This window comes from Agathobaculum ammoniilyticum (assembly GCF_025567315.1).
Classification (GTDB): Bacteria; Bacillota; Clostridia; order Oscillospirales; family Butyricicoccaceae; genus Agathobaculum; species Agathobaculum ammoniilyticum.
In genome coordinates this window covers 1-25,761 of the sequence record NZ_JAOQJE010000005.1, presented here as the reverse complement: position 1 = coordinate 25,761, position 25,761 = coordinate 1, and the positions used below count along the sequence as shown (strand labels likewise).

Here is a 25,761-nt window from a genome sequence, read left to right as displayed (position 1 = left end):
CGCGAAGCGGGAATACTCCTCTTTTTCATCGCATTTTGCATATCAACTTTAACAGTATATCCAAAAACCGCAGATTTGTCAAGCGGCGCGGCACCCCCTCTTTCCTGCCTGTCAAAAAAAACATGCCTTCCACTTGCAATCCCCCGAAAGATGTGGTTTAATATTACTGTCTATGAATACCAAACCGCGATGAACAGGGAAAGTAACGCCATCCCCCTCTTTTCAGAGAAGGCGGCCTTTGGCTGCAAGCCGCCCAAAGAGACATGACGCGAAGTTCCCCTGCGAGCACCGGCGCTGAACGGCTTTTCCAGTAGGCGCAGGCGGGTTGACGCCCCGTTACCGGCGTTCAATGAGCGCCCGGCTCCGGCTGGGAATCAGGGTGGTACCACGGAAGTTGCTTTTATGCCTTTCGTCCCTAATTCATGGGACGAAAGGCTTTTATTTTGTCCCAAACGCTGATTTTTCATATAAAAAGGAGAGGCAACCATGAAAGAAAAGCTGCAAGGCATCCTGCAGGCCGCAAAGGAACAGCTTGCCGCCGCCGCGGACCCGCGCGCGCTTGACGAAGCGCGCGTCAAGTTCCTTGGCAAAAAAGGAGAGCTGACCGCGCTCCTCAAGGGCATGAAGGACGTTGCCGCAGAGGAACGCCCGGCCGTAGGCCAGCTCATCAACGACGTGCGCGCCGAGATCGAAACCATAATCGAAAAGCAGAAGCTGGTCATTGAGCAGGCCGCGCTCGCGCACAAGCTGGAGGCCGAAACAATCGACGTGACCCTGCCGGGCGAGGAGGTCGTGATCGGCAAAAAGCATCCGCTCAACATCGTGCTGGATGAGTTCAAGGAAATTTTCCTCGGCCTGGGCTTCTCGATCGCAGAAGGTCCGGAGGTCGAGCTTGACCACTACAATTTCGAAGCACTCAACATCCCCAAGGACCATCCTGCGCGCGACACGCAGGACACCTTCTATATCTCGGACAACGTGGTGCTGCGCACGCAGACCTCCCCGATGCAGGTGCGCACGATGGAGAAGAAAAAGCCGCCCATCCGCATCATCGCGCCCGGCCGTGTGTACCGCTCGGATGCGGTGGACGCGACCCACTCCCCGCTGTTCCACCAGATCGAGGGGCTGGTCGTCGATAAGGGCATCCGCATGTCGGACCTCAAGGGTATCCTCGAGCTGTTCGCCAAAAAGCTGTACGGCGAGGACACGGTCGTCCGTTTCCGCCCGCACCACTTCCCGTTCACCGAGCCGTCGGCGGAAATGGACATCCAGTGCTACCGCTGCCACGGCGAAGGCTGCCCGCTCTGCAAAGGCGAGGGCTGGATCGAGATCCTCGGCTGCGGCATGGTACACCCCAAGGTACTTGAGATGAGCGGTATCGATCCGGAGGAATACTCAGGCTACGCGTTCGGCATCGGCCTGGAGCGCATGGTCATGGGCCGCTTCAAGATCGACGACATCCGCCTGTTCTATGAAAACGACGTGCGGTTTTTGGAACAATTTTAACGCGCTCGCGTGCTTATAAGGGACTTCACAAGTCCCTTATATACGAAAACCGGTCCCGAAGGAACCGGTCTTCGACACCCGAACGTCGCCGCCCAGGGCGGCTGGGTCGGGGTGTCAAAGATCAGGCATGTCCTCACTTTTGACGGGCGCGCCATGCGCGCATAAAACAGAAAACCGCGAGCATGTATCAGGGTTTTGATACCAGAGCGGAGAAAAGTTTCGCCCGTCGGAACCTTTCGCAGCCTAGAACGCGTCCGAACCATGGTTCGGCGCGTCCCCCTCGATTGAAACCGTGGTTTCAATCGAAAAATTTCAAGGAGGAATTTTTGTGAAACTGCCGCTTTCCTGGCTTTCGGATTATACCGATATTTCCGGCGTCACGCCCAAGGAGTATGACGCACGGCTTACCATGTCCGGCTCCAAGGTCGAGGAGGTTTTCTACCTCGGCGCGGAGATCGAAAACGTCGTGACCGGCAAGGTGCTGTCGGTCATTGACCATCCGGACTCCGACCATCTCAAAATCTGCCAGCTCGACGTGGGGCAGGGCGAGCCTGTCCAGATCGTCACCGGCGCGCCCAACGTGACCCCCGATTCGGTGGGTGAGGTCTGCCCTGTCGCGCTGCACAAGTCCACCCTGCCCGGCGGGGTCAAGATCACCAGAGACAAGCTGCGCGGCGAGGTCTCCAACGGCATGATGTGCTCGTTCCAGGAGCTGGGCCTGACCCACGGCTGCGTACCCTATGCGTGCGAGAACGGCATCCTGTTTCTGCCCGCGGGTACTCCGGTGGGCGAGGATATCAAAAAGGTGCTCGGCCTGGACGAATATGTCGCGGATTTTGAGATCACCTCCAACCGTCCGGACTGTCTGAGCGTTATCGGCCTGGCGCGCGAGACCGCCGCTACCTTTGACCGCCCGTTCGCAGTCAAGTCCCCCCTGGTCAAGGGCGTGGGCGATGATATCAACAAGCATATGTCGGTCGAGGTCAAGGATCCTGACCTGTGTCCGCGCTACACCGCACGTCTGGTGCGCAACATCAAGATTGAGCCCTCGCCCGCGTGGATGCGCGAGCGCCTGCATGCCTCCGGTGTGCGGCCGATCAACAACATCGTCGATATTACCAACTACGTCATGCTCGAGTATGGCCAGCCCATGCACGCGTTCGACTATTCCTGCCTGTCGGACGGCAAGATCGTCGTGCGCCGCGCGCGTAACGGCGAGTCCATCCAGACCCTGGACGGCCAGGACCACGATCTGACCGACAAAATGCTCGCCATCTGCGACAACGACAAGCCGGTCGCGGTCGCGGGCGTGATGGGCGGCGCGAACTCCGAGATCGAGGACGACACCAAGACCGTTGTGTTCGAGTCCGCGTGCTTCCACGGCGCGACCGTCCGCGTGACCGCCAAGGCGCTCGGCATGCGCACCGAGGCGTCCGGCCGCTTTGAAAAGGGCCTCGACCCCCGCATGACGCTCGACGCGGTCAACCGCGCCTGCGAGCTGGTCGAACAGCTCGGCGCGGGCGAGGTCATCGACGGCATCATCGACGTGGACAACTCCGACCCCAACCCCAAGCGTCTACCCTTTGAACCGGATAAAATGAACGGCCTGCTCGGCCTGTCCCTGTCCGATGCGGAGCAGCAGGCTTACCTCGAGAAGCTGGGCTTCACAGTCGAAAGCGGCGAGGTCATCGTGCCGAGCTTCCGCACGGACATCGCGCGCATGTGCGACCTCGCGGAGGAAGTCGCGCGCATGTACGGCTACGACAAGATCCCGACCACGCTGTATGCCGGCGAGATGGTGCAGGGCGAATACACGCCCAGGCAGCAGGCCGAGCGCGCCGCGGCGCTGGTCTGCCGCGAGGCGGGCTTTGACGAAGCCATGAGCCACTCGTTCATCTCCCCGAAGTTCTATGACATGATTGGCTGGGCCGAGGACGACCCACGCCGCATCTCTACCACGATTTTGAACCCGCTCGGTGAGGATTTCAGCGTCATGCGCACGACCGTGCTGCCCTCGATGCTGGAATCGCTTGCGCACAACCACGCGCACCGCAACCCGACTGCGTCGCTCTACGAGCTGGGCACAATCTATACCCCGTCCATCAAGGACGGCAAGGCCGATCCGGACGTGCTCCCGCACGAGGAAAAGGTGCTGACGCTTGGCTCGTACGGCCGTCTATCCTTCTTCCAGCTCAAGGGCGTGATCGAGGCGTTGTGCCGTGAGCTCAACATTAAGGGCGTGCAGTTCGTGCCGGAGAAGGCGAACCCGTCCTATCACCCGGGCCGCTGCGCAAACGTGCTGATCGGCGGCGAGCAGGTCGGTGTATTCGGCACCGTGCATCCCACGGTCGCAGACCGCTACGGCTTGTCCGGCGAGGTGCTGGCGGCTGAGCTGCGCATGGATGCGCTGTTCGCATCCATTGATCCCAGCAAGCTGTACCACCCGCTGCCCAAGTTCCCTGCGTCGACCCGTGACATCGCGGTGCTGGTGGACGATGCCATTCCAGCGGCCTCTATGCAGGCTGCGATCGAAAAGGCTGCCGGCACGATCCTCGAGTCGGTCAAGCTGTTCGACGTGTATAAGGGCAAGGGCATCCCGGAGGGCAAAAAATCCGTGGCCTACTCGCTGTCCATGCGCGCGCCCGACCGCACGCTGACCGACGAGGAGTGCGACAAGGCGATGAAGGACGCGCTGGCGGCACTCGAAAAGTCGTTCGGCGCGGTCCTGCGCAGCTGATAACAGACCGGTTTTCCGGAAGCGGGCGGTATAACCGCCCGCTTTCTATTTGGGTTCGCATGCCCCCGCTGTGCAGGGGGAGCTTTTCCCAGACTTCCCTGACGGTAACCAATCCTGCCACAGTACGGCTTGCGAACCGCACTGTGGCAGGGTTGGAAAAAGATTTCGCCCCCATTTCGGCCGATAAGGGCTTTACTTTTCCGTTGTTTTGTATTATGCTGTTTATAGCAAAAACCAACCGGTAGGATCGGAAAGGAGACAGACATGCTTGACGGCACAAGAAAATTCAGCCTTGTAGACGAGTCCAACAAGGAGATGAAGCGCACGCTGACCGCAGTATATGACGCGCTGAAGGAGAAGGGTTATAACCCGATCAACCAGATCGTAGGCTATCTCCTCTCCGAGGACCCGACGTACATCACCAACCACAATAACGCGCGCAGCCTGATCTGCAAGATCGACCGCGACGAGCTGATGCAGGAGTTGGTGCAGTTCTACCTCGATAACTGAGGCGGGGCTTGACAAACGGCGCAGGACCGTTATAATGAAAAGTAGCAAAGGGCAGTCCGGCAAAGACGGTTGACCCTAAGTATCTATCATTTCAAAAAATGACCGTACCCGGGGCAAGTGGGCGGTCATTTTTTTATGGTCTTGACGATTTCAAGAAGGCGCAGCATCAAAATAATCTGCTGCACACTCTCCATAAAACCACCTTCTCTGCAGGAGCGTGGCCAACCGCTTTTTCGTCTTTCCGGACCGCTTACTTCTATGGTATACGTCTTTTCACGCTTTGCAAAGCGAAAGGGGATTTATGAACGGTTTTCTCCCGATTTCCAAACAGGATATGCAGGATCGCGGCTGGTTCTACTGCGATTTCCTGCTCGTCACCGGCGATGCCTATGTCGATCATCCCTCGTTCGGCACCGCGATCATTTCTCGTGTGCTCGAGGACGCGGGCTACAGAGTCGCCATCCTCAGCCAGCCGGATTTCCGCGACGAGCGCGACTTCCTCGCCATGGGCCGGCCGCGTTACGCGGTACTTATCAACGGCGGCAATATCGACTCCATGGTCGCGCACTACACCGCAGCCAAAAAGCGTCGTTCGGACGACGCCTACACCCCCGGCGGCAGGGCGGGCAAGCGCCCCGACCGCGCGGTGACCGTTTACGCCATGCTTGCGCGGCGCGCATTTCCGGAGGTGCCGGTCTACCTCGGCGGCATCGAGGCCAGCCTGCGCCGCTTTGCACACTATGACTACTGGGCCGACCGCGTGATGCCCTCCATTTTGGAGTCCACGGGCGCGGACGGGCTGATGTACGGCATGAGCGAGCGCTCGGTGCTCGAGCTGGCGCGCAACCTGAAGCACGGCAAAAAGGGCGCGGACGCCTGCGTGGGTGTGCGCGGCACGGCCTATCTGGCGCACGATGTGGAGGGACTGGCGTTCGACGCGGTCGAATGCCCCTCCTACGAGGATGTATGCGCACGCAAGGCGGACTACGCCCGCTCGGTCAAAACGCAGTACGACGAGCAGGACCATGTGCGCGGCAAGGCGATTTTACAGCGCCACGGCAGGCGCGTGATGGTCCAGAACCCGCCCTCCCTCCCGCTGACCACCACGGAGATGGACCATGTGTACGCCCTGCCCTATATGCGCGCCTACCACCCGTCCTATGAGACGCTGGGCGGCGTACCCGCGATTCAGGAGGTGCAGTTCTCCATCATCCACAACCGCGGCTGCTTCGGCGCGTGCAACTTCTGCGCGCTCGCCTTCCATCAGGGACGGTACATCCAGGCACGCAGCCATGAAAGCGTGATCGCGGAAGCCAAACAGATCGTGCAGATGCCCGGCTTCAAGGGCTACCTCCACGACGTCGGCGGGCCGACCGCGAATTTCCGCTTCCCCGCTTGCAAGCAGCAGGAGGAACACGGCCTGTGCAAAAACAAGCGCTGCCTGTTTCCGTCCGCGTGCCAAAACCTCGAAGCCGACCACACGGATTACCTGAGTCTGCTGCGCGCGCTGCGCCAGCTCAACGGCGTTAAAAAGGTATTCGTGCGCAGCGGCCTGCGCTATGACTACATGATGGCCGACCATAACGACGCGTTTTTCCGCGAGCTGGTTGAGCACCATATCTCGGGTCAGCTCAAGGTTGCGCCCGAACACATGAGCGATAACGCATTGTATTATATGGGCAAACCATCATTTTCTGTATACGAACAGTTCCGCGAGCGGTACGCCCGCATCAACCAGAAGCTGGGCCGCAAGCAGTATCTGGTCCCCTATCTAATGAGCTCCCACCCGGGCGCGACACTGGACGACGCGATCCTGCTGGCGGAATACCTGAACAGAGTCGGCTATATGCCCGAGCAGGTGCAGGACTTTTACCCCACCCCGGGTACGCTCTCGACCGCGATGTACTACACCGGACTTGACCCGCGCACGATGCAGCCGGTCTATGTGGCCAAAACACCCGAGGAAAAGGCCATGCAGCGCGCGCTGCTCCAGTGGCGGCGGCCGGACAAGCGGCCGATCGTGCTGGCGGCGCTTAAAAAGGCCGGGCGCGAGGATCTGATCGGCTACGGCAAGGGCTGTCTGATCCGCCCGCACCGCGGCGAGCAGCCGCCCACGGCGGCGAAAAAGCCATCCGCCCCGGCGAAAAAGGCCGCGGCCGGCCGCGCGCCGGCCCGCACAGGGATGGGCCGCCCCTCCGCACCCAAAAAGAAAGGCTGGGCCAAGGCCAAGCGCAAAAAATAATTCCACACCGGCCGTTGACAAACGGCCGGTGTTTCCCTGGCAAACATCATCCTCGCCCCCATCATGATCCTTTCGCTGGATTGGGGCGTGGCCGGAGCCGCCACCGCCACCGTGATCGGCAGCATCTGCGCCTGCGTCTTTTACCTGTGCTACTTCCTGCGCGGAGTGGTCAATTTCTTGGTCGTCTGCACCACGGTGAGGCGCGCGGTTCTGACCGCGGCCTACTACTTCGCTGCGGACCGCATCATCTCGGTGTTCATCAATGACGCAGACGTGATCCAAGCGGGCGTACCCATGTTGCGCGCGCTGATGCTGTCCATGCCTGTACTCCGCATCCTGTTCGTGCTGCAGGCTATGGGACGCGCGGCCGCGTAGCTGGCGCTGGCAGGCAGCCGGCAAGGCTTCGTATTCGTCCCCTGTCTGTTCCTGTTCAACGCCCTGTTCGGGCTGGACGGCATTATCTTTACCCAGCCGATCGCCGACCTGTTCTCCGTGGTCATGTCGGTGGTGATGTTCATAACCATCACTCGCAAGCTGACGCGGCAGGCGCAGACCGCCTGACTCCGCCGCCCCGCCTTTCTCAAAACCGGACTGCGGCCGCAGTCCGGTTTGCTTTTCCGGCGCTTCGGACGGCGTACACAGTCTGCTTTCGCCGTTTTTCATAAAAACCCGCCCCTTCGGTGGGATTTCTTTTGCATTGCGCCGCCCGCTTTTTGGTGTTAAAATAGATACTGATAAATTGTGTAAATCTCTCACAGAACGAGGAATGTGTTTATGTGGATTGCGGACAATTGGAAAGATTACGCTGTGCTTGACTGCGGCGGCGGCGAAAAGGCCGAACGCTGGGGCACTCAAGTGCTGGTGCGGCCGGACCCGCAGGCCATCTGGCCGCGCGAGGCGTCCTGCCGCGCGTGGGACAGGCCCAACGCCATCTACCACCGTTCGAACGCGGGCGGCGGCAGGTGGGAAATCCGCAGCCTGCCCGAGCAGTGGGCCATCCGCTACCGTGAGCTGACGTTCCAGCTCAAGCCCATGAGCTTCAAGCATACCGGCCTGTTCCCCGAGCAGGCCGCCAACTGGGATTTCATTGACCGCATGGTGCGGAACGCGGGCCGGCCGGTAAGCGTACTCAACCTGTTCGCCTACACGGGCGGCGCAACGCTCGCGGCAGCGGCAGCGGGCGCGTCGGTCTGCCATGTGGACGCTTCCAAGGGGATGGTCCAGTGGGCGCGCGAAAACGCTGCCTCCTCTGGCCTTTCCGACCGCCCGATCCGCTGGATCGTGGACGACTGCAAAAAGTTCGTCCAGCGCGAGATCCGGCGCGGCCGCAAATACGACGCGGTCATCATGGACCCGCCGAGTTACGGACGCGGCCCCTCGGGCGAGACCTGGAAGATCGAGGAGGACGTGGCCGAGTTTGTCGCAATGACGATGAACGTATTGTCGGATAAGCCGCTGTTCGTACTGATCTCCAGCTATTCCACCGGACTGGCTCCGTCCGTCATGGCCTATCTGCTCGGCATCACGGCGGCCAAACGCACCGCGGGGCGCATCGAGGCGCAGGAGCTTGGCCTGCCGGTCGAGTCGACCGGACTGGTATTGCCGTGCGGGTCGAGCGCGCGGTTTATTGCGGCGGAATAACGGATACGGCTGTATCCAGCGTGTAAAACGCAGGGTACGGCACGAACTGCTTTCTGATGGAGGAAGGTGGGAAAACTAATGCTGCAAAGTTTGCTTTTTAATTTGTTTATGTATCTCCCTGATATCCTTTTCCTGATTCTGTTGTATTTTGTCGTCAAAAAAGCGGTCAAGGACGCGATTGACGAGTCCAACCGACCGAAATTCTGATTGTTTTAAGGATGAAAAAGCTATGTCCGAGATCATCAAAACAGAAAACCTGCAATACGCCTATCCCGCGGAGGAGGGACAGCTTTCCGTACCTGTTCTGAAGGGCGTGGACCTTTCGATCAAGCGCGGCGAATTCGTCGCCGTGCTGGGGCATAACGGCTCGGGCAAGTCCACCCTCGCGGGCTGCTTCAACGCCATCCGTCTGCCGACGGGCGGCGTGTGCTATGTCGATATGATGGACACGCGGGACGAGAGCAACACCTATGAGGTGCGAAAGACCGTCTCCATGGTGTTCCAGAATCCGGACAACCAGCTTGTCGCCACGGTCGTGGAGGAGGACGTTGCGTTCGCGCTCGAAAACATGGGCGTGCCGCCCGCCGAAATCCGCAAACGGGTGGACGAAGCGCTCCGCGCGGTCGGCATGTACGAATACCGCAAGCAGGCGCCGCACCGCCTGTCCGGCGGACAGAAGCAGCGTGTGGCCATCGCGGGCGTGATCGCCATGATGCCGCGCTGCGTGGTGCTTGACGAGCCCACCGCCATGCTCGACCCCCAGGGGCGGCGCGAGGTCATGGCGGTCGTGCGTGAGCTGAACCGCCAGTACGGCATCACGGTCATCCTGATCACGCACCACATGGACGAGGCCGTGCAGGCGCAGCGCGTGGTGGTCATGCATCAGGGGAACGTGCTGATGGACGGTACGCCGCGCGAGATATTTACGCAGGTGGACACGCTGCGCGCCGCGTCGCTCACCGTGCCGCAGACCATTGAGGTGCTGCACAGCCTCAACCGGCAGGACGGCGAAGCCTTGCCGATCGACGCGCTTTCCATCGGTGAATGCGCGGATATCCTGGAGCAGTATCTGGCATAGCGGCCAGAAGTGCCGCGCGCCTTTCACCCCGCACATCAATCCATATGGGAGGAGAACCCATTGTCAACGATTCTTGAAACACGGGGCCTGACCTACGTTTACGGGGCAGGCACCCCCTTTGAGCGCACCGCGCTCGACCATGTTGACCTGAAAATACAAAAGGGCGAGATCCTTGGCGTGATCGGCCACACCGGTTCGGGCAAGTCCACTCTGATCCAGCATTTTAACGGCCTTCTCAAGCCCGCCTCAGGCGAGGTGTTGCTGGATGGACAGCCCATCTGGAACGAAAAGGGCAAATGCGCGCGCGAAACCCGTTTCCGCGTCGGCCTGGTGTTCCAGTATCCGGAATACCAGCTTTTCGAGGAGACGATCGCCCGGGATATCGCTTACGGCCCGACCAACATGAAACTGCCGCAGGATGAGATCGACGAACGCGTGCGTGAATCCATGGATGCGGTTGGACTGGACGCAAGCCTTGCCAGCCAGTCTCCATTTGCGCTGTCCGGCGGCCAGAAGCGCCGCGTCGCCATCGCGGGCGTAATTGCCATGCGTCCGGACGTGCTTGTGCTGGACGAGCCGACCGCCGGCCTCGACCCTGCCGGACGGGATGAGATCCTCAGCCTTGTCAAGCGGTACCACGACCAGTCCGGCGCGACCGTGCTAATCGTTTCGCACTCCATGGAGGACATCGCCCGGCTGGCCGACCGCCTGCTCGTGATGAACCACGCGAAGATCCTGTTCTGCGACACCCCGCGCGAGGTATTCTCCCACGCGGAGGAGATCGTCGCGGCCGGTCTCGACATCCCCATGATTACCAAGGTCATGCTCGAGCTGAAAAAACGCGGACATGCCGTGGACACCTCGGTATTCACCGTCGCGCAGGCCTTGGAAGCGCTGCGCGCCTGCAAGCGGAAGGAGGCGGCGCACTGATGCTCAAGGACATTACCATCGGCCAGTTTTTCCCCGGCGACAGCGCGGTACACCGGCTTGACCCACGGGTTAAGATCGTATTGACAGTCGTGTTCATCATCGCGCTGTTTCTGGCGGGCGGTCCGGTTTCCTATGCGGCCGTGATTGCTTTCCTTGCCGTGGTCATCGGCATTTCCGGCATTTCCCCCCGTCTTGTCGTGCGCGGGCTTCGGCCGGTCCTGTTCATCATCGCGTTCACCGCGGTGCTAAACCTGTTCTACACGCCCAGCGCCACGGGCGAATATCTGTGGCAGTGGGGCTTCCTGCATATCTCCTGGGAGGGCGTCAAGGTCGCGTTCTTCATGGTGCTGCGCCTGATGCTGCTCATCATCGCGACCTCCATGCTGACTTATACCACCTCCCCCATCCAGTTGACCGACGGGCTGGAGCGCCTGCTCTCGCCGCTGAAAAAGCTGCACGCGCCCGTACATGAGCTTTCCATGATGATGTCGATCGCGCTGCGCTTCATCCCGACGCTGATCGAGGAGACCGAAAAGATCATTTCCGCCCAGAAAGCGCGCGGCGCGGATTTTGACTCCGGCAATCTAATCCAGCGCGCCAAGGCAATGATCCCCATTCTGGTGCCGCTGTTCATCTCGGCGTTCCGCCGCGCGGATGAGCTGGCCACTGCGATGGAGTGCCGCCTGTACCGCGGCGACGTGGGGCGCACGCGCATGAAGCAGCTCCATATTGAACGCGTGGATATCTGTGCGTGCGTTATTTTCGCGGTTGTAATCGGCGCGGTGATCGCGCTGGGGCGGTACGGCCTATGAACATCGCGCTTATCCTCTCTTACGACGGGACGAACTACAACGGCTGGCAGGTACAGAAAAACGGTCCCTCCATCCAGGAGAGCATGGAAACCGCAGTCTTCCGTCTGCTCGGCCAGAAGGCGCATGTTTCCGGCGTGGGGCGCACGGACTCCGGCGTGCATGCGCGCCGGTATGTCGCAAGCTTTCGGGCGAACTGCACCATCCCGATGGCGCGCCTGCCCTATGCGCTGAACAGCTTCCTGCCCGATGATATCGCGGTTTCCGGCGCTGCCGCCGTTCCGGAGTCGTTCGACGCCCGCTTTGACTGCACCAAAAAGGAATATGCGTACTATATCTATCCCTCGGCCCTGCGCGACCCGTTCCATGCCCGCTACGCCTACCGATACCACTACCCGCTCGACCTTGCGAAAATGCAGCAGGGCGCGCAGCGCTTTGTCGGCAGGCAGGACTTTGCTGCCGTGCGCAGCCAGGGTACGCCGGTCAAAAGCACGGTGCGCACCGTGTTCTGGTGCGAGGTCGAGCCGGCGGGCGGGCTCATCCGCATCCGCGTCTGCGGCGACGGGTTCCTGTACAACATGGTGCGCGCCATCGCAGGCACGCTGGCCTATGTGGGCGGCGGGAAGCTGACACCGGACGACGTCACCGCGATCCTGCGGTCGGGCGACCGAGAGCAGGCCGGCCCCACCCTGCCCGCGAACGGGCTGTTCATGAACCGCCTGTGGTATGAGCATACCCCCGCGCTCGACCCGTTCCAGCTCGGAAGCTGAACCCGTTTTTATGCGGCCTGTTCCATATGCGCCCGATAATTTAATTTTTATTCACATTTTTAGCCCCAAAACGCGATACAATGAGGAGGCGGAAGCATTTGACCACAAAGACCAGGAAAACAAAACAAAATATCATCCGTTTCCCGTCCTCCAAAAAAGAACGGCGCAGGCTACTGCTCGAAAGCAAGGATATCCGCGTGCGCATTGTCACCACGCTGCGAACCGCCTGCGGCTGGCTGCTTGTGATCGCGGTTTTCCTGTTCCTGCTTTCCAATTACCGGCTTTTCACGCCCGCTTCCATCCAAAGCCTTGCCAGCTATGCGATCGCGGGCCTGCGGGAGCATGGGGGCGACGCGACCACAATCGCCTATGAAAACGGCTCGTTTTCCGATGCGGCGCTGTTTGAATCCGGCCTGGCCTATGCGGACAGCGATTCCCTGTTCCTTGCCAAGCCCGGCGGCCTGGTAACGCTGCGGCAGACGCTCGGCTATACCGCCCCCGTGGTGGAAGCCTGTGACGATTACGTTCTCGCCTTTGACTGCGGCGGCACGAAAGCCGTGCTGGCCAATTCGGTCTCCGCCGCTGCGGAGCTGGAGCTGACCTCCCCAATCATCACCGGCAGCATTGCCGAAAACGGCCATTTTGCGCTCGTTACAGACGAGCAGGGCTACCGCACCGCGGCGGCCGTATATGATACCAGCGGCAAAGAGGTTTTCAAATACCAATCCTCGGAATACTATATCGTATCGGCCGCGCTCTCGCCAGATGGCAAAACGCTCGCCGCGCTGGCCTTCCGGCAGGACGGGGTCATGCTCGACTCCCACCTGCTGCTTTATACCGTTTCCAGCGGCGAACTGGCTGCGGACGCGGTGCTGGAAGGGACGCTCGGCATTGACGTCCGCTTCCTGTCCAACGGTACAGCCGCCATCCTGGCGGATGACGGGCTTTATCTGGCCGACCGGAAGGGTGGAACTGAACATGTGCTGACCTTTGTTTCCAGCGACCTGCTCGCCTTTTCCATGCAGAACGGCGCGGTCGTACTCGCCACCCGCTCCTATTCCGGCGGCGCGCGCAGCGACCTGTATACCGTACAGGAGGATGGCGTGCTGAACGGTCCTTTCTTCCTGTCCGAGGAGCCGTCCGCGGTTTCCCTGTCAAACGCGGGCTTTGCCGTGCTCACTTCCTCCGGCGTATCGGTATATGACAGCAGCGCTGCCCCGCTCTGGCACAACAGCGAGGCTGTCGGCGCGCGCAGCGTGCTGCTGACGGATGACGGCACTCTGTTCGCCCTATACGCAAAAAACACGCGGCTGTTTACCGCGCATTCTGAACAATCCGAGGATATCTCCCATGCAAGCTGATCTATTATTAGACCTGCTCAAGGGGCTGCTCAACCTGCCGGACCTCGTCATTCTCGCGGTGGTGCTGATCTGTATGGTTCTGGGCTTCCGGCGCGGCTTCTTCGGTTCGCTGTACGGCTTGGTCGGTAAGCTCATTGCCCTGGCGGCGGCGTTCTTTGCCGCGCGCGCCGCCGCCCCTATTGTTGCCAAGTGGGTCGTAACCCCCATTGTGGGCGATATTTTTCAAAATCAGGCCGCGCTGGGCGAGGCCGCCGGCCTGCTTGACGGGCTGCGCCAGACCGTGACCGAGGCCGCGACCAGCATGGCCGAAAGCATCGCTTTTCTGCTTCTGCTTCTGCTGTGCGCGATCCTGTTCGGCTGGATCGTCAGCTTTGCGGCCAAAAGCCTGCACTTTATCGCCCACCTGACGCCGCTCGGCATTCTGGATTCGCTCGCCGGCGGTATCGTTGGCGCCGCGACCGGCCTTGTTCTGGTTGCCCTGCTGCTGCTCGGCATTGAGTGGTTTTTCCCCATCACCTACTCCTCGCTCGGCTGTCTTTCGCCTGAGCGAGTGTCAAATACCCTACTGCTGGCAAAACTGATGGATATACTGCCGGTGGCGATCTAACCGCGCCCCCCTACTTCCGAAAAGGAGATTTCACATTATGAACATGCCAATGTGCTCGCGATGCAAAAAAAATATCGCGGTCGTCTTCATCACCAAGATCGAAGGGCCGGACAAAACGACCCAGGAGGGCCTGTGCCTGAAATGCGCGCGCGAGCTGGGCGTCAAGCCGCTCGACAATATCATGGAGCAAATGGGCATCACCGAGGACGACCTCGAGGCCCTTTCAGGCGAGATCGGCTCGCTGTCCGACCTGAACGACCTAGTGCCTGCCGGCTCGGACGGGGCGGACGACGACGCGCCTCACGAAACCGACCCTGCGGCGCCGGTCCCGTCCTCCCCCGCCCCACCCCTGCCGCCGCAGACGCCACTGCGCGACAGCGCACGCACGCGCACGCAGGCGCCCCCGCGCGAGGATAAAAAGCGCAAATACCTGAACAACTACTGTGAAAACCTGACGCGCAAAGCCGCCGAGGGCCGCATCGACCATATCGTCGGCCGCGACCGCGAAACCGACCGCGTCATCCAGATCCTCAACCGCCGCCAGAAGAACAACCCCTGTCTGATCGGCGAGCCCGGCGTGGGCAAGACCGCCGTGGCCGAAGGGCTGGCGGTGCGCATCAACGAGGGCAAGGTGCCGTTCAAGATGCGGAACAAGGAGGTCCACCTGCTCGATCTGACCGCGCTCGTCGCGGGTACGCAGTTCCGCGGGCAGTTTGAGAGCCGCATGAAAGGCCTGATCGACGAGGTGAAAAAGCTCGGCAACATCATCCTGGTGATCGACGAGGTGCATAACATCGTCGGCGCGGGGGATTCCGAAGGCTCGATGAACGCGGCCAACATCCTCAAGCCCGCGCTCGCGCGCGGCGATATCCAGGTCATCGGCGCGACCACGCTCAAGGAATACCGCAAGTATATTGAAAAGGACGCCGCGCTCGAGCGCCGCTTCCAGCCGGTGTATATCGGCGAGCCGTCGGTCGCGGAGACCACCGAAATCCTCAAGGGCATCCGCTCTTATTACGAAACCTTCCACGGCGTGACCGTGTCCGACGAGATGTGCCGCCGTGCCGCCGAGATGAGCGAGCGCTATATCACCGACCGTTTCCTGCCCGACAAGGCCATCGACCTGATTGACGAAGCCTGCTCGCGTCTCAATCTGGACTCCCCGCAGCTTTCCGAAATCCCCGCGCTCCAAGCGGAGCTGGAAAGCCTGCAGACCCAGCTCGACCTGCTGACCCAGTCCAGCGCGCGCACCGATCAGGAGGACACTTACGCCCGCATCGCCGCCTGCCGCCAGCGCCTGCTGCAGGTGGAAGGCCGGCTGCACGAGCTGCTGACCCAGCCCGCCCCAGCGGTTGACGAGCAGCTCCTCGCCTCGGTCATTGAGATCTGGACCGGCATTCCAGCCTCCAAGGTCGCGGCGCAGGAATCCGCGCGGCTGCGGGATATGGAGAGCCGTCTCAAATCACATGTGATCGGCCAGGACGAGGCCGTGGACGCGGTCTGCGCGTCCATCCGCCGCTCGCGCGCGGGCATCAGCCCCAAGCGCAAGCCCGCGTCTTTCCTGTTTGTCGGACCGACCGGCGTGGGCAAAACCGAGCTGGTCAAACAGCTCGCGCTCGACCTGTTCGATTCGCCGGACGCACTGGTGCGGCTGGATATGTCGGAATATATGGAAAAGCACACGGTTTCCCGCCTGATCGGTTCGCCCCCGGGCTATGTCGGCTATGACGAGGCCGGGCAGCTGACCGAAAAGATCCGCCGCCGCCCATACTCGGTCGTGCTGTTCGATGAGATCGAAAAAGCGCACCCCGATGTGCTCAACGCCCTGCTGCAGATCCTTGACGACGGCCGCCTGACCGACGCGCATGGCCGCGTGGTGAGCTTTGAAAACACGGTGATCGTCATGACCTCGAACGCCGGCTCCGCGACCGGCGGCACGCCCGCGGGCTTCGGCCGTACGGTCTCCCAGCAGAGCAAGGAGCGCGCGATGAAGGCGCTGGAGGATATCATGCGTCCTGAATTCCTCAACCGTATCGATGAGATCATTGCGTTCAACCAGCTCACAAACGCCGATTTCCGCCGCATCGCCACCATCATGCTGGGCGAGCTGCGCGATACCCTGGCGGGCAAGCAGCTTCGCCTGACCTGGGACGACACGCTGCTTGACTACCTGACCGAAAAGTCGTTCTCCATCAAGTTCGGCGCGCGCAACCTGCGCCGCCTGATCGAAAAGGAGATCGAGAACCCGCTTGCAACTGCGATCGTCACAGGCGAGCGCCCGCTTTCCGGCGCATACCTGCACGCTGGGAATGGGAGGATCATTCTGGAAACGATCTAACCTTCTCCTCTGCTTTTACCACAGCCGGACGAATATCGTCCGGCTGTTTTTTTGTAAAACATTTATGAATTACAGCATACAGACAGGGACAAACCGCCGTTCATAGAGTATAATAGTGTTCATTCAAACACCATATTCCATAAGGAGGACGCATATGAGCCAATTAAAGGATTTTATTCATATCCTTTCCGGACGCTTCAACAACGCACAACAGTTCCACCTGCTGCAGGAACAGGGTGTGACGGACTTCCCCTATGCCGAGCATGTCAACACCCCGTGCAACAACAAGATTTCGGGCCTGCCTGAGGATTTTTCAGGCGTGTTCCTCATTGAGGAAAGTTATTATACGATCAACGGCCATACCAACGCTTCGTCACACCTGTTTCTTTTCACCGAAGAGGCACACGGGATTTGCCTGACTTCATTCGATCTCCCCTCAGGCTGCAGCAAAACCAATTTCACCTATGAAAGCATGCAGCCGGTCGCCTATACGGCGCTACGCGCATCAGAAAAGTTCACGCCTGCGGTCTACCGTCTGAAGGATGGCGTTTGGGAGGGCGGCAGTGAAAGTATGTTCACCCCCACGCTCAAATTCAAACTGTTCGAGCGTTTTTCGGATGAATTACTTGAGGTATCTGAAGTTATGGAGATGAACGGCAAGCGTACTTTCGGGTATGACCAGCCTATCCTTTACCGTCGTGCGCAATAAACAAAACCGCCTCTTTGGGGCGGTTTTTCCGTCAGCCGACACAGGAAAAACCAGGCCGGCCTATTTGCTCTCCCCACACAAGTACCGCGCCATAAAAAATCCCCCTGATCGGGAACATTCCCCCTCCCACACGCATCCTTATAATGTCCGGACAATGGAGACGAGGTGAAACGATGGAAATGATATTGACTGGTATGCAGGAGGATGCGCGCGAGCGTTTTGCCGCCGCAGTGACCGCACACCGGCACGCTATGTACCGCGCGGCGCGCGCCCTGCTCGACAGTGACGCGGACGCTGAGGACGCGGTCAGCGAAGCGACCTTACGCGCGTGGCAGGCATTCGGACGGCTGCGCGAGGAACGGGCGCTCAAGGGCTGGCTCATCAAGATCACGGTCAACTGCGCTTACGAGCATCTCCGCAAGGGCGCGCGCGTGACCTATACCGACGACCTCGAGCCGCTCGCGGGCGGCTCGGAGGATAAACACGACCTCGGCCTGTGGGACGCGGTCTGCCGTCTGCCGGAGGATCATCGGATCGCGACCGTGCTGTTCTATTACGAGGATATGACCACCGCCGAGATTGCCAAAACGCTCGGCGTGCGCGAAGGCACGGTGCGCAGCCGCCTTTCCCGCGCGAGGAACCGTCTGCGCATGCTGTTAAAGGAGGAATAGGGTATGACATTTGATGAAAAGCTGAAAGCGCGCGCCGCGCGGGAGGACTGCCCTACGCCCGACGGCTTTGACAGCCGTATGGACGCGCTGCTCGATACCCTGCCCGCGCGGACGGCACAGCCCGCAAAAAAGCGCCGCCCGCTCCGCATGGCTGTGTGCATCGCCGCAGCGGCCGCGCTGGTTGTAGGGGCTTCAGCGGCTGCACCCGCGATGCTGGAAATGACACGCAACGCAATCGATTACTTCAGCGGGAACCGCACTTCGGAATACGCCGCCCACCAGGAACGGTATAAGGCCTATAACGCGGCGGTCGACACAAGCCAGACCATAGACGGCATAACGCTGACTATTGATAACATCGCGGCTGACGACAGCTATATCAATATTTTCTATACTATGTCGAGCAAGGCTCCGCTGGAACAGACTGGTGACAGCAGCGACCCCGAAAGCTGGCGTGCCGCTTGGTCTGCGCCTGTATTCTGGGCGGCAGTTGATGGCAAGGAACTGGATACAACAGGCGCTATTTTGAACGAGGCCTATTTTGAGGACGACTGCACGCTCAAGGGCCTGCATCGGCTGCCGCTCAAGCAATCGCTCCCTGACCAGTTTAACCTGTTACTATATACCGGCGGCAGCATCAATGGCATGCAGGACGCAGATTTTAAATTCGCGCTTTCGGTCGATAAAAGCTCAGTGGGTAGCCTGACAGTCGAACCAGAGCAGGACTTTACCGTCCGTTTCTCCGGTACGGACGAGAGGGGCAACGCCTATACGGTAGACCGCACGCCGCGCGTCGAGCGCGTATCTATCTCCCCGCTCAGTTCGTCCATCACACTCAGCGAGCGCGTGTCCGGCGATGCTATGCCATGGGACAGCTTCGTCCTGCGTGACGACAAGGGCAATTACCTGCCCCTCATCAGCGTCGGACTAACCGCCAGCGGCTTAGGCCGGTCGGTGAATCAGTTTGAATTTATCGGTGCGGACGAGGACACCAAATCTATCACATTGATCCCGTTCATGTCCAGCTATCATGCCCACGAGGTCAAGGGTGCGCTCGATGCGCTTCCGCTGACCGACCAAGGCAAAAACGGCCTGACACTCGAAAGTCTGGAGGTCGGCGCGGCCAAGGCTGTTGCCATCTTCTCCACTCACGGCGCGACCTGGATGGAAAACGGCCAGTTTAATCTGACAGACGCGGCTGGGAACAGCCTGTCGTTGAACAATGACGCTTACTTTGACAGCTATACCGACCGTGAGACTGGGAATATCATCGCCACCCTGTACTACCCCGGCGCGGCCGAGGAAGAGCTTGCCAGGGTCGCCGGCGTGTCCTTCTGGCAGCCGGACGACGATATGGAGCTGCTCGAAGAGCAGGCCGTTACGATCGATCTGCAATAAAATCCATACGCAATAAAATCCATACGCAATAAAAGAGCCTCAAAGGGCGGCACTCATAAAACAGCATAGGAACGTTTTCGGGAAACGGCGTAGCTTCGGCTATGCCGTTTCTCCGTTTTGCAGGTCGTTCAACATGGCGGCGGGGAGTATTCCCACAAGGTCATAGGAAATATCAATCTGCTGTTCCCTATATCCCTTTGACTTATCCGGTGCGTGAACATACACCGCCTTTACCATGTCATTTAAGACAGTGGGCGTTAATTCTTCTAAGTCGAGATACTTCCGCACCTTGCCGATAAACCTGTCAATGTTTTCTGCCTGTTCTTCTTGCTGTATAATTTCTTCATTCAGTTGCAACAGCTTTTCCCGCAGTTCTTCCTGCTCCTGCTCGTAATCATCAGAGAGCATTTGAAATCTGCTGTCAGATAGTTTTCCGTTGGCATTATCCTCGTAAATACGTTTGAAAAGTCGGTCAAGTTCTTCTATGCGCCGTTCCGCCTGTGTTGCCTGCCGACGCTTTGCCGCAAGTTCTTTCCTTGCTTCGGCTTTCTGCTTTGCACCCATAGCCTTGCGGAATTGTTCTTCGTGGTTCGCAACACAAGCAATCGCCATTCTCATATGAGCGAGTACGCCCTGTTCCAACACCACAGCGCGGATAAAATGCGTTGGGCAAACCTCTTTCCCTTTGAGCCTTGAAGTAGAGCAGACAAAATAGTCTTGTCTTGCTTCAAAGTTCCTGCTTGTGCAGTAATACAGCTTTTCGCCGCAGTCGGCACAGCGCACAATACCGGAAAACATATTCGTCTTACCTGTCCTTGTCGGGCGGCGTTTGTTCTTGCGTAATTCCTGTACCCGCGCCCATGTGTCGGCGTCAATGATTGCTTCGTGGGTATTCTCAAACACAAGCCATTTTTCCTCTGGATTATAACAGGTTTTCTTGTTCTTGTAGGACTGCTTATAGGTTTTGAAGTTTACCGTATGCCCTTGATATTCTTGACGCTCCAAAATATCAGCTATGGTATCGCCCGTCCAGTTATAGGGATTGTCCGGCGGCGCGTTTCTCGTTGCCCTGCCTGTCTGCTGAAAATGGATTGTCGGCGTTATGACTTTATCCTCTTTCAAAATACGGGCAATCTGCGACGGTCCGTAACCGTCCAAACAAAGGGCGAATATCCGCTTGACTACTTCGGCGGCTTCTCCGTCCACAATCCAATGTTTTCTGTTATCCGGGTCTTTCATGTAACCATATGGCGGATTTGTGCAGAGATGTTCGCCCGCTTCTCCTTTGGACTTCATTACCGCGCGGATTTTCTTGCTTGTATCTTTGGCGTACCATTCGTTGATGATGTTCAAAAAGGGGGTAAAGTCGCTGTCCTGCTGGTTCGCGCTGTCTATGCCGTTATTGATAGCGATAAACCGCACGCCCTTTTCTACAAACAAGACTTCGGTATAAAATCCCACTTTCAGATAATCACGCCCAAGCCGCGACATATCCTTGACTATCAGTGTAGATACTTCGCCGTTTTCTATCTTCTCAATGAGTTCGCCCCAGCTCGGACGGTTGAAATTCGTACCTGAATATCCGTCGTCTACAAAGAATAGGGGATTTTTGAAGCCGTTTTCCTTTGCGTATTTACTTAAAATCGCCTTTTGATTTACAATGCTGTTGCTGTCGCCCTGTAATTCGTCGTCGCGTGATAAGCGACAATAGAGGGCGGTAAGTTTGTTGTCAGACTGCCTTAACATAAGTTTGCTCCTTTCGTTGGCGGGCAGTCTGCCATACAGGATTGTATGTGTTCATTTTATCGGCTCCCGTCCTTTTTATCAACTTCTTTCTGTAAATTTTCCTGTTCCATAAGGCGTAAAACTTTACTCGGCAATGACTTCTTCCCGTCATAGCTGCCTGTAAATCGGTAGAGCGTTTTCCCCGATTTTATAATGACTTCATGCTTCGGAAGTTCTTGATACAGGGGATTTTTCACGACGATTTGACCGTCTTTGATAACTCGTTTCTTTTCCATTCCTTTCCCGTCCTTTCGCATTTGATGAAGTGAAAAACTTCTTAGCAAGCATAGGAAAGGGGTACCCTTTCCGTAAAAATGCGCTGCATTTTGCTTGTTGGGAAGTTTCCCAAACCCTCTGTTTTTCCTTTCAATCCCTACTACACCGCATAGGACGATTTTGCCAAAGATTTATGAAAAAAATTTTGATTTTCTTTCTTTACTCATTGATACGGGAAAGTTTTAGAAATGCCAAATCAGCGGATAGGGAGCTATATTGACAGCGAAAGTAATTTGTGCTATTCTTTATACGGACCAACGGTCTGTAAGGAGGGATAGAGTGGCAAGGAACAAATATCCAGAAGAAACTGTCAGATTGATTTTAGATGTGGCTACCCGCCTATTCGCTGAAAAAGGTTATGACAGGACTTCTTTACAGGACATCATCAATGAAACCAAGCTTTCTAAAGGTGCCATTTATCATCATTTTGCGTCTAAAGAGGATATACTGGAAGCCATTTTCGACCGTATCGGAGAAGAAAATACGGCAGTATTAGCAAAAGTAAGAGATGATAAAGAAGTAAATGGTTTGGAAAAGCTTCGGAAGATTATCCGAACGGCGGTGTTCCATTCCAACCAAAGCCTTATGTTGACGATTACACCAAGTCTGTTAGACAACCCAAGATTTTTGGCTTTGCAAATCGGGCAAATTTATCAAATAGTGGCACCCAAATTTATTGAACCGATTTTAAAACAGGGTATGGAAGACGGCTCTATTCAAATTGAACACCCAAAAGAGGTGGCAGAAGCGATTATGATTTTAGCAAATACATGGCTCAATCCGTTGGTAAATCAAACGGACGCACATGGTATGCGGGAAAGATGTAATACGTTCAATCATCTGATGAAAGGTATTGGCATTGATGTTCTGTTAGATGAAGCTTTAATTGAAGCATATATTGGCTTTTGCAAGCAGCAGTAATGTTGTTAAAATAATCTGTCCTTTGCAGGGCAGTTTATTTTAAACCATATACAGACCGACGGTTGGTTTATAAAATATTGAGGAGGATTTATATGAAAGAAAAATCGACTCTTTTCAAACGTGATTTTACATTGGTTGTTATCGGGCAAATCATTTCGTTGTTTGGAAATGCAATTTTACGTTTTGCCCTGCCGCTTTATTTATTGCGGGAAACAGGTTCATCTGCTCTGTTTGGAATGGTAACTGCCTGTTCTTTTGCGCCAATGGTAGTATTGTCGATGATTGGCGGCGTATTAGCCGACAGAGTGAACAAGCGGAATATTATGGTCGGGCTGGACTTTTGTACAGCGGTATTGATACTGATTTTTTATCTTAGCTTAGGAAAGCTGCCAACGGTTCCGTTGTTCATTACTGTGTTAATGCTTCTGTATGGAATTTCCGGTACTTATCAGCCGTCTGTGCAGGCGAGTATCCCGTTATTAGTATCATCAGAAAAACTAATGGCAGGAAACGCAGTTATCAACCAAGTAAATACTCTTTCCGGTTTACTGGGACCTGTCATTGGCGGCATCATGTTTGGAATGTGGGGGATTTATCCTATTTTGATTTTAAGTATTGGCTGCTTTTCTTTTTCCGCAGTTATGGAAATCTTTATCCATATCCCACATGAAAAGCGTATAAGGGAAAGAGGTATTTTAACAGTTGTAGGAAATGACTTAAAGGAAAGTTACCAGTTCGTAAAAACTGAAAAACCGATTTTCTTTTCCGTCGTGTTTCTGATTTCTATTTTCAATCTAATATTAAGTTCGGTTATGATTGTTGGGACACCTATTTTGATTACACAGGTACTTAAAATGTCAGATACCATGTATGGCTTTACCCAAGGCGCACTTGCATTAGGTGGTTTGTGCAGTGGAATTTTAACAGCAGCGATAGCAGAAAAATTGAAGCTAAAAAGCTCTTATATTTTGCTTCTGGTTTGTGCAGCTTCCGTAGCATTGATGGGGATTTCGTTGATGTTTCATATTCCTGCAATCCTGTCTTATTGGGTTATTACACTAATGAGCTTTACTGCAATGGGAGCTTCTACGCTGTTTGTTGTGCAGATTTACACAATGGTACAAAAGCAGACGCCCCCGCAATTGGTTGGTAAAATCATGGCGGCGTTGATTTCCATAGCCATGTGTGGTCAACCCATAGGGCAGGCGATTTATGGTGTTTTGTTTGATATTTTTGAAAGCCGGACATGGATTGTATTGATTGTAGCAGCCGTTGCCGCTTTCTTGATTGCTCTTTACTCAAAGAAAATATTCAGCCAATTAGAGAACAGTAACGAATGAGAACATTCACTTTTTAAGGTCATAGCAATATAAAGGAGGTATCAATATGCTGCCCGTCTTTCCTATATTTTTGATTCAATCATCAAAAAAAGCCTTTCTTTCATCATGGGATACTCTGGCTATGATGATGAATACACATATCATTTTATATGCTTAAACAATTCATGTTTCCGAACGCCTATGCAGTTTTATTGCTGTATGGGCGTTTTCTGCAATAACCCCTATTGGGAAGAAAGGGGGTGAAACAATGAACGATTTAGAGCAATACAAAGAGCATATCGAATACACTTTTGCAGCCTTTTGTAAAGTTGTTCTCCGTAATGCTTCCATGTCCGCCTATCGGGATATTGGCAGACGGCAGAAACGGGAAATATCCCTTGATTATCTCATGGAGGAAAGGTATTACAATCCATCTACAACAGACAGTTATTTTGCGGAGCAAACAAGTTCGACGGAATTAATTGTGTGCGACGAGAGAATCGTAATAGAAAATGAACGATTGGCAAAAGTGTTTTCCGATTTACCCAAGTTGCGGCAGGAAGTTTTGGTACTGTATTTCTTCTTTGGATATACGGATAAGAAAATCGGAGAAAGGTATGGGAAAAGCCGCACGACAGTAAACTACTGGAAAATAGCAGCACTCAAACAGCTAAGAAAAGAAATGGAGAGATTGGAGCATGAGGAACAGGAAAATGATACCTTTTGAAATTATCGAAAAGGCAGTTGCAGGGGAACCGGAAGCGGTAGACGCAGTATTAAGACATTATACTGGACGTATCAAATACCTGTCTACTTATCATGGTAATATCAATGATGATATACAAGACCGACTGAAAGCACAGCTTATCAAAGCTGTCCTGCAATTCCGTTTTGACAGATAGTGAATAGCAAAGACAGAGAAAGCCGTCAAGGATAAAATGCACGCTTCGCGTCCTTGACGGTTTCCCTGTCTTTACTGTGGAGCAGACAAGAGGGCGCAATCGGATAAACCGCTTACGCCCTCAATCCATTATGTAATGTTACGCAGTAGAGGTTGATTTTACATTGATTTATGTGGTTTTACAGAGCATAAAAATCACCCATATGATATTTTATACTTATACGTTCAAAAAAGGCGTTCTACTGCGTAACAAAGATATTATCTTTGATTTTTGAGGTTTATTTGGTATACTATTTTCAAAACGTGCTAAAGGAGAATATAAAAATGGAAAGCATTGAGATTATAAAAATTCGTTTAACTGGAATTATTGGTTGTATTGACGAATATACATCTGAACCTACTATAACAGCTATTATTAAGTCTTTGTCAAAAGCGTTATCGGAAAATGAGTTTAATATAATCTTATTTAGCTGTAAAGAAATTGAAAAATGGTATCAAAAAAATATTTCCAATATATTGTCGAATGAATTTGTTTTAAATCATGATGTGCATAGAGAAAATATACATTTAATTAGAGAAATAATTAATAATCTTGAAACGAATCAAGATTGTTATAAACAAGAATTAAATTTATCAAAGAACTCCTCAAAATTGACAGGTTTAACGGATGCAGCAATTGGAAATATATTAAATAGATTTCATCAAGTAGTAATACAACTAAGAGATAGGTATGATAATCGAGAGACTTTAGATGTGGCTGATGAATATGATGTACAAGATTTGTTACATACTTTATTGACACTATATTGTGATGATATTCGTCCGGAAGAATGGACGCCTTCATATGCTGGTACATCTTCGAGACAAGATTTTTTGCTGAAAAATGAAAAAATTGTTATAGAAACAAAGAAAACACGAAAAGGACTCAATAATAAAGAATTAGCGAATGAGTTGATTATAGATATTGCTAGGTACAAAGCCCATCCTGATTGTAAAAAATTAGTGTGTTTTGTTTATGATCCTGATAGTCGAATAAAGAACCCCAGAGGGTTTGAAAATGACTTAAGTAAAGATGCAGACGATTTAAGTGTAATGGTGTATATTCGTCCATAATTGCAATAAGCAGAAAGAATACATTATTTTGTGTATTCTTTCTGCTTATTTTTTAGGGGCAATCCCAAATTTTGTGTAACCGCCAAAAGCGGTGCAAATAGAGAAAAATTTATCATGGGCGGCAGACGGGTAAAACGGC

The 25,761-nt window shown here is 55.3% G+C and carries 24 protein-coding genes and 2 other annotated features (1 of these 26 only partly in view); of the genes, 22 read left to right on the top strand and 2 right to left on the bottom strand.

The window, feature by feature from the left end; translation table 11 throughout:
* Positions 1-38, bottom strand: a binding site (T-box leader) (it extends 176 nt beyond the left edge of the window).
* 142 nt (positions 39-180) lie between these two features.
* Positions 181-420, top strand: a binding site (T-box leader).
* Positions 421-486: 66 nt separating this feature from the next.
* From pheS to OCV66_RS06625, 17 genes are all read left to right on the top strand, one after another.
* On the top strand, positions 487-1,506 hold the full coding sequence (pheS, locus tag OCV66_RS06705; protein ID WP_107631687.1) for a phenylalanine--tRNA ligase subunit alpha: 1,020 nt from the start codon (positions 487-489) through the stop codon (positions 1,504-1,506).
* A gap of 328 nt (positions 1,507-1,834) precedes the next feature.
* Positions 1,835-4,243 carry a phenylalanine--tRNA ligase subunit beta gene (gene pheT / locus OCV66_RS06700; protein ID WP_147573982.1) on the top strand — a complete coding sequence of 803 codons (2,409 nt, stop codon included), beginning with the start codon at positions 1,835-1,837 and terminating at the stop codon, positions 4,241-4,243.
* 264 nt (positions 4,244-4,507) lie between these two features.
* The gene (locus OCV66_RS06695; protein WP_031475480.1) at positions 4,508-4,753 is read left to right on the top strand and encodes an IreB family regulatory phosphoprotein; all 246 of its coding nucleotides are present in this window, start codon (positions 4,508-4,510) and stop codon (positions 4,751-4,753) included.
* Positions 4,754-5,054: 301 nt separating this feature from the next.
* Entirely contained in the window at positions 5,055-6,995 is a 1,941-nt protein-coding gene (locus tag OCV66_RS06690; protein WP_107631685.1) for a YgiQ family radical SAM protein, read from the top strand.
* A gap of 63 nt (positions 6,996-7,058) precedes the next feature.
* Positions 7,059-7,370: a hypothetical protein gene (locus OCV66_RS06685; protein WP_054326371.1), complete on the top strand. Its 312-nt coding sequence runs from the start codon at positions 7,059-7,061 to the stop codon at positions 7,368-7,370.
* A 399-nt stretch (positions 7,371-7,769) separates the two neighbouring features.
* Positions 7,770-8,636, top strand: coding sequence for a class I SAM-dependent methyltransferase (locus OCV66_RS06680; RefSeq protein WP_054326370.1), 867 nt, complete (start codon positions 7,770-7,772; stop codon positions 8,634-8,636).
* A gap of 78 nt (positions 8,637-8,714) precedes the next feature.
* Positions 8,715-8,843: a hypothetical protein gene (locus tag OCV66_RS06675; RefSeq protein ID WP_256435195.1), complete on the top strand. Its 129-nt coding sequence runs from the start codon at positions 8,715-8,717 to the stop codon at positions 8,841-8,843.
* A 22-nt stretch (positions 8,844-8,865) separates the two neighbouring features.
* On the top strand, positions 8,866-9,714 hold the full coding sequence (locus tag OCV66_RS06670) for an energy-coupling factor transporter ATPase (RefSeq protein ID WP_054326369.1): 849 nt from the start codon (positions 8,866-8,868) through the stop codon (positions 9,712-9,714).
* A gap of 60 nt (positions 9,715-9,774) precedes the next feature.
* On the top strand, positions 9,775-10,644 hold the full coding sequence (locus tag OCV66_RS06665) for an energy-coupling factor transporter ATPase (protein WP_147573981.1): 870 nt from the start codon (positions 9,775-9,777) through the stop codon (positions 10,642-10,644).
* Positions 10,644-11,456 (top strand): energy-coupling factor transporter transmembrane component T family protein, encoded by an 813-nt coding sequence (locus OCV66_RS06660; RefSeq protein WP_147573980.1) that lies wholly within the window; start codon positions 10,644-10,646, stop codon positions 11,454-11,456. Before OCV66_RS06665 ends, OCV66_RS06660 begins: the two co-directional genes overlap by 1 nt.
* Positions 11,453-12,223, top strand: coding sequence for a tRNA pseudouridine(38-40) synthase TruA (truA, locus tag OCV66_RS06655; protein WP_054326366.1), 771 nt, complete (start codon positions 11,453-11,455; stop codon positions 12,221-12,223). Before OCV66_RS06660 ends, truA begins: the two co-directional genes overlap by 4 nt.
* A gap of 98 nt (positions 12,224-12,321) precedes the next feature.
* Positions 12,322-13,584: a DUF5711 family protein gene (locus tag OCV66_RS06650; protein WP_054326365.1), complete on the top strand. Its 1,263-nt coding sequence runs from the start codon at positions 12,322-12,324 to the stop codon at positions 13,582-13,584.
* A complete protein-coding gene (locus tag OCV66_RS06645) occupies positions 13,574-14,191 on the top strand; it encodes a CvpA family protein (RefSeq protein WP_054326364.1) in 618 nt (205 codons plus the stop codon). Before OCV66_RS06650 ends, OCV66_RS06645 begins: the two co-directional genes overlap by 11 nt.
* 37 nt (positions 14,192-14,228) lie before the next feature.
* On the top strand, positions 14,229-16,529 hold the full coding sequence (locus tag OCV66_RS06640; RefSeq protein ID WP_147573979.1) for an ATP-dependent Clp protease ATP-binding subunit: 2,301 nt from the start codon (positions 14,229-14,231) through the stop codon (positions 16,527-16,529).
* A 154-nt stretch (positions 16,530-16,683) separates the two neighbouring features.
* Entirely contained in the window at positions 16,684-17,238 is a 555-nt protein-coding gene (locus tag OCV66_RS06635) for a hypothetical protein (protein ID WP_054326363.1), read from the top strand.
* Positions 17,239-17,411: 173 nt separating this feature from the next.
* Positions 17,412-17,909 (top strand): RNA polymerase sigma factor, encoded by a 498-nt coding sequence (locus OCV66_RS06630; protein ID WP_147573978.1) that lies wholly within the window; start codon positions 17,412-17,414, stop codon positions 17,907-17,909.
* Between the two features lie 3 nt (positions 17,910-17,912).
* Positions 17,913-19,307, top strand: coding sequence for a DUF4179 domain-containing protein (locus tag OCV66_RS06625; RefSeq protein WP_054326361.1), 1,395 nt, complete (start codon positions 17,913-17,915; stop codon positions 19,305-19,307).
* A gap of 99 nt (positions 19,308-19,406) precedes the next feature.
* On the opposite strand, the gene OCV66_RS06620 is transcribed toward OCV66_RS06625, so the two are convergent.
* Together OCV66_RS06620 and OCV66_RS06615 are read right to left on the bottom strand one after the other, a co-directional pair.
* Positions 19,407-21,053, bottom strand: a complete 1,647-nt coding sequence (locus OCV66_RS06620) for a recombinase family protein (protein WP_054326360.1) — start codon at positions 21,051-21,053, stop codon at positions 19,407-19,409.
* A 56-nt stretch (positions 21,054-21,109) separates the two neighbouring features.
* Positions 21,110-21,328, bottom strand: a complete 219-nt coding sequence (locus tag OCV66_RS06615) for a hypothetical protein (protein WP_054326359.1) — start codon at positions 21,326-21,328, stop codon at positions 21,110-21,112.
* A 319-nt stretch (positions 21,329-21,647) separates the two neighbouring features.
* On the opposite strand from OCV66_RS06615, the gene OCV66_RS06610 reads away from it, so the two are divergent.
* From OCV66_RS06610 to OCV66_RS06590, 5 genes are all read left to right on the top strand, one after another.
* A complete protein-coding gene (locus tag OCV66_RS06610) occupies positions 21,648-22,289 on the top strand; it encodes a TetR/AcrR family transcriptional regulator (RefSeq protein ID WP_054326358.1) in 642 nt (213 codons plus the stop codon).
* A gap of 92 nt (positions 22,290-22,381) precedes the next feature.
* Entirely contained in the window at positions 22,382-23,629 is a 1,248-nt protein-coding gene (locus OCV66_RS06605; RefSeq protein ID WP_054326357.1) for an MFS transporter, read from the top strand.
* Between the two features lie 247 nt (positions 23,630-23,876).
* Complete coding sequence (locus tag OCV66_RS06600; RefSeq protein ID WP_054326356.1) at positions 23,877-24,335, top strand: RNA polymerase sigma factor; 459 nt, start codon at positions 23,877-23,879, stop codon at positions 24,333-24,335.
* Positions 24,307-24,510 carry a helix-turn-helix domain-containing protein gene (locus OCV66_RS06595; RefSeq protein WP_054326355.1) on the top strand — a complete coding sequence of 68 codons (204 nt, stop codon included), beginning with the start codon at positions 24,307-24,309 and terminating at the stop codon, positions 24,508-24,510. Before OCV66_RS06600 ends, OCV66_RS06595 begins: the two co-directional genes overlap by 29 nt.
* Before the next feature lie 323 nt (positions 24,511-24,833).
* On the top strand, positions 24,834-25,622 hold the full coding sequence (locus OCV66_RS06590) for a PD-(D/E)XK nuclease domain-containing protein (RefSeq protein ID WP_186949922.1): 789 nt from the start codon (positions 24,834-24,836) through the stop codon (positions 25,620-25,622).
* The last annotated feature ends 139 nt before the right edge of the window (positions 25,623-25,761 follow it).

Bases quoted from the DNA above. Each gene is read 5' to 3' on its own strand.
- pheS (WP_107631687.1), top strand. From the start codon at position 487: ATGAAAGAAAAGCTGCAAGGCATCCTGCAGGCCGCAAAGGAACAGCTT.
- OCV66_RS06695 (WP_031475480.1), top strand. From the start codon at position 4,508: ATGCTTGACGGCACAAGAAAATTCAGCCTTGTAGACGAGTCCAACAAG.
- OCV66_RS06690 (WP_107631685.1), top strand. From the start codon at position 5,055: ATGAACGGTTTTCTCCCGATTTCCAAACAGGATATGCAGGATCGCGGC.
- OCV66_RS06685 (WP_054326371.1), top strand. From the start codon at position 7,059: ATGATCCTTTCGCTGGATTGGGGCGTGGCCGGAGCCGCCACCGCCACC.
- OCV66_RS06680 (WP_054326370.1), top strand. From the start codon at position 7,770: ATGTGGATTGCGGACAATTGGAAAGATTACGCTGTGCTTGACTGCGGC.
- OCV66_RS06675 (WP_256435195.1), top strand. From the start codon at position 8,715: ATGCTGCAAAGTTTGCTTTTTAATTTGTTTATGTATCTCCCTGATATC.
- OCV66_RS06670 (WP_054326369.1), top strand. From the start codon at position 8,866: ATGTCCGAGATCATCAAAACAGAAAACCTGCAATACGCCTATCCCGCG.
- OCV66_RS06660 (WP_147573980.1), top strand. From the start codon at position 10,644: ATGCTCAAGGACATTACCATCGGCCAGTTTTTCCCCGGCGACAGCGCG.
- truA (WP_054326366.1), top strand. From the start codon at position 11,453: ATGAACATCGCGCTTATCCTCTCTTACGACGGGACGAACTACAACGGC.
- OCV66_RS06645 (WP_054326364.1), top strand. From the start codon at position 13,574: ATGCAAGCTGATCTATTATTAGACCTGCTCAAGGGGCTGCTCAACCTG.
- OCV66_RS06640 (WP_147573979.1), top strand. From the start codon at position 14,229: ATGAACATGCCAATGTGCTCGCGATGCAAAAAAAATATCGCGGTCGTC.
- OCV66_RS06635 (WP_054326363.1), top strand. From the start codon at position 16,684: ATGAGCCAATTAAAGGATTTTATTCATATCCTTTCCGGACGCTTCAAC.
- OCV66_RS06630 (WP_147573978.1), top strand. From the start codon at position 17,412: ATGGAAATGATATTGACTGGTATGCAGGAGGATGCGCGCGAGCGTTTT.
- OCV66_RS06625 (WP_054326361.1), top strand. From the start codon at position 17,913: ATGACATTTGATGAAAAGCTGAAAGCGCGCGCCGCGCGGGAGGACTGC.
- OCV66_RS06620 (WP_054326360.1), bottom strand. From the start codon at position 21,053: ATGTTAAGGCAGTCTGACAACAAACTTACCGCCCTCTATTGTCGCTTA.
- OCV66_RS06615 (WP_054326359.1), bottom strand. From the start codon at position 21,328: ATGGAAAAGAAACGAGTTATCAAAGACGGTCAAATCGTCGTGAAAAAT.
- OCV66_RS06605 (WP_054326357.1), top strand. From the start codon at position 22,382: ATGAAAGAAAAATCGACTCTTTTCAAACGTGATTTTACATTGGTTGTT.
- OCV66_RS06600 (WP_054326356.1), top strand. From the start codon at position 23,877: ATGAACGATTTAGAGCAATACAAAGAGCATATCGAATACACTTTTGCA.
- OCV66_RS06595 (WP_054326355.1), top strand. From the start codon at position 24,307: ATGAGGAACAGGAAAATGATACCTTTTGAAATTATCGAAAAGGCAGTT.
- OCV66_RS06590 (WP_186949922.1), top strand. From the start codon at position 24,834: ATGGAAAGCATTGAGATTATAAAAATTCGTTTAACTGGAATTATTGGT.